This window comes from Cypionkella sp. (genome assembly GCF_030652235.1).
Lineage (GTDB): Bacteria > Pseudomonadota > Alphaproteobacteria > Rhodobacterales > Rhodobacteraceae > Cypionkella.
Genome location: NZ_JAUSBA010000037.1, coordinates 1 through 2,968, shown reverse-complemented (window position 1 = coordinate 2,968; position 2,968 = coordinate 1). Strand labels below are relative to the sequence as shown.

4 protein-coding genes and 1 pseudogene are annotated in these 2,968 nt (G+C 58.4%); 1 reads left to right on the top strand and 4 read right to left on the bottom strand.

Annotation, left to right across the window (positions count from 1 at the left end):
* Positions 1 to 826: endonuclease (locus Q7V03_RS12935; protein ID WP_304926007.1), on the top strand; the 826-nt coding region annotated here is incomplete at its 5' end.
* Between the two features lie 488 nt (positions 827 to 1,314).
* On the opposite strand, the gene Q7V03_RS12930 is transcribed toward Q7V03_RS12935, so the two are convergent.
* From Q7V03_RS12930 to Q7V03_RS12915, 4 genes and pseudogenes are all read right to left on the bottom strand, one after another.
* Positions 1,315 to 1,851, bottom strand: a complete 537-nt coding sequence (locus tag Q7V03_RS12930) for a DUF3489 domain-containing protein (protein WP_304926006.1) — start codon at positions 1,849 to 1,851, stop codon at positions 1,315 to 1,317.
* Positions 1,852 to 1,864: 13 nt separating this feature from the next.
* Entirely contained in the window at positions 1,865 to 2,302 is a 438-nt protein-coding gene (locus tag Q7V03_RS12925; RefSeq protein ID WP_304926005.1) for a hypothetical protein, read from the bottom strand.
* An 88-nt stretch (positions 2,303 to 2,390) separates the two neighbouring features.
* The gene (locus Q7V03_RS12920; RefSeq protein ID WP_304926008.1) at positions 2,391 to 2,627 is read right to left on the bottom strand and encodes a hypothetical protein; all 237 of its coding nucleotides are present in this window, start codon (positions 2,625 to 2,627) and stop codon (positions 2,391 to 2,393) included.
* A gap of 220 nt (positions 2,628 to 2,847) precedes the next feature.
* A pseudogene (locus tag Q7V03_RS12915) lies at positions 2,848 to 2,968 on the bottom strand (IS5/IS1182 family transposase); the annotation flags it as partial.

Here is a 2,968-nt window from a genome sequence, read left to right as displayed (position 1 = left end):
ATCGAGATTGAGGCAGAACGAATTTGTGCACAGGTCGCTGCCTATGGCTAAGTCAAATCGCTATCAAGCATTGATTTCGAAGATATTTTTTGATGGGTATCAACCCGGCAATGCGTCATTTGAATTTGAACGTGTGGCGCTCGAACACGGGGCAGAAGCGCTTGGTATCAAGCTGCCGAAAAACCTTGGCGACGTGATCTACTCTGTCCGATTTCGGACATCCCTTCCGGGGGATATCATCGCCACCCAACCGCTTGGGATGGAGTGGATCATTGAGGGCGCGGGCAGAGCGGCATATCGTTTCAAACTCGTACGTATCAACCGCATCGTCCCCCGTGCGGATCTTGTTCGGATTTCCATCCCCGACGCGACGCCAGAACTCATTCGCGCCTACGCGCTTGATGACGAGCAGGCCCTTCTTGCAATCGTTCGCTACAACCGCTTGATCGATACATTTCTGGGTCTGACGACTTACAGCCTCCAGAACCATCTGAGGACGACAGTAAAGGGTATCGGTCAAATCGAGATCGACGAACTATACATTGGGCTCGATAAGCGCGGCTGCCACTATGTCATCCCTGTGCAGGCCAAGGGTGGCAAAGACCAGATCGGTATTGTTCAGACGACACAGGACATCCGTTTCGTGGAACAGAAGTTTCCGGGGCTTCGTTGTCGGGCGATTGCAGCACAGTTTATGGACGATCAAGTGATCGCCCTTTTCGAATTGACGCTGGAGGATGACGAAATCCGAGTTGTCGAGGAACGGCACTACCGCCTTGTCCCTGCCCGTGACCTGGATCGTGAAGCCATCCGTACCTATCGGTGATCCGCCACCCCCTGGCATGGTTCCTCCCCGGCCCTGTTTGTATGCGGGGGGGCGCAGCGCGGCACTTCGCTAGCGAAAGTGGATTTTGTGGGGGAATCCACTTGGAATCCACTTCGCGGAATCCGGCCGGATAAATTGCGTTATATCAATAGCTTATAAAATCACGATCTCGCCGTGCTGGATTCTTTTGCGGAATCCACCAAATCCACTTTGCGGAATCCACCTGACCAAATCCACCCTGCCAAATCCAGGCCGCTAGAGGCGTTTGCAGACAAAGCCAAGAGTGGCCTCAAGCTTCGCTTTATACCTTGCATGATTGATGCGCGACCGCCCGACTTGGGGCGCAGGATTGTCCGCGACGCCCGGCGGCCCGGAGTCAATCATCGCATCGAAGCGGCACTAGCAGGATCAGTTTAAGCTGTTCGCTTGCAAGATGGCCGTTGTGAAAGCGGCCGCGCCAGTAGGGGTGATGATCATGGCGCGCGGCATCATGTCGGCCTCCGGCTGATCCGGTACACCCTGGCCCTGCCCTCTTCCTTCGTCGAAGTCACGTTCAGCCCGAGCTTCTTGCCCAGCGTCCCGGACATGAAGCCACGGACGCTGTGCGACCTCCAACCGGTGGCGGCAATGATCGCCTCGATGGTCACCCCTTCTGGCGCTTCCAGCAGTGCGATCAACTGCGCCTGTTTCGTCCCGGCGCGAAGGGAGGGGCGCACGGGGTCGGCGTCAGTCTTTTCGGGCAGATCGGCCTGCGCAGGCAGTTCCGGCACGATCCCGATTGCGGCCAATCCGGCATTGGTTACCTTGAGCGTGGTGCCATGGCCATCGCCGGTCTCACGCCAGAGCGGCTCGCCTTTGCTGATGTTGGCATCGACTTCTTCCAGCAGGCCGCGTTCGATCATCCTGCCAATCGCCATCCTGGCGGCGGCCCCATGCAGACCCTTGGGCAGGGGCATGGCGATGTTGCCGGGGCGCTGGGCACCGGCACTGAGGATGATGCTCTGGGTTTCAGTGAGTCGTGTCATAACAGGTTTCCTGTTACAGGTCGTGTGTGGCAAAGAAAGCTGCGATGCGCGACAGCAGACCGGTGTGGCTCGCAAGGCCGGAGCCAAGGTTGAGGTGGCTGTTGACGTCGATTTCCAGATCGGCAATCTCGCGCAGCAGGGCGATGGCGTCGTCGCAGGCAGCGACGCGTTCCGCCTCCCACTCAGCCGTCAGGACGTCCTGTTCAAGCTGATGGCGCTGGGCGGGGTCGACTGCCATGTCAGACTTGTCCTTCACATCGGGTTCAGCGTCATCCGCAGCGGGCTCCGTGTGGGTGGCCTCATGGCCACCGGCCACAAAGAGATAGTTGTCGTTGTGGTCAGTCTCGGTCAGGAAGGTTTCGGCTGCGCGCATGGCTGCTACTTCGGTGGCCGCTTCAACCACCACGCGGTGGGTGAGGGTTTCGATCAGCTTCACGGTGAACTTCGGCATGTCTGGCTCCGCATTCGGGGCAAGCGGGATGCGTTGCCCCCTACGCGGCCAAGCCCCCGGCTGGGGGCTTGCAGGGAACAGACCTGACCTATTCGGCGTGTTCGCCTTCCTTGAACGCGCTGTCGGTGATCTGGCGCAGCAGGCTGGCGTAGTGGGTCAGCGTACCGACATTGCCCCAGTTGACCTCGTCCGGTTCTGCGCCGAAGTGGTCCGCGCTGAGCCCCTTCAACCGCTCCAGCATCGCGTCGATCTCGAACTTCGCCGCAACGAAGGCGCCCAGCGCTTTGGAATTGTCGGCGGTATTGCGGCGATTTCTGGCAGTCATGATGGAGCCCTGTCGGTTTGTTCGCGATGCAAGATGCATCGGCTCTGCAGACAACGTTGCTCTGACACAGAGATTGATCAACGAAATAACACGCAATATCATTGCTTGTCTTATGCTGATCTCGGCTCCTGTGTTAATATGGAGCCACTGCACGCCACGCCATTTATGGCGTGCAGTGGCGGCGGCTGGATCGTTCATTGCTAGGCTCTGGACTCATTGATCATATCCAGAAGATGACGATGGCCGCGATGGCGATAGCTGACATGAAGGTGTGGGCGCAGCGGTCGTAGCGGGTGTGGATGCGCCGCCAATCCTTCAGCTTGCCAAACATGTTCTCGATT

Excerpts from the sequence above, each read along its gene's own strand:
- Q7V03_RS12930 (WP_304926006.1), bottom strand. The coding sequence starts at position 1,851 with ATGACACGACTCACTGAAACCCAGAGCATCATCCTCAGTGCCGGTGCC.
- Q7V03_RS12925 (WP_304926005.1), bottom strand. The coding sequence starts at position 2,302 with ATGCCGAAGTTCACCGTGAAGCTGATCGAAACCCTCACCCACCGCGTG.
- Q7V03_RS12920 (WP_304926008.1), bottom strand. The coding sequence starts at position 2,627 with ATGACTGCCAGAAATCGCCGCAATACCGCCGACAATTCCAAAGCGCTG.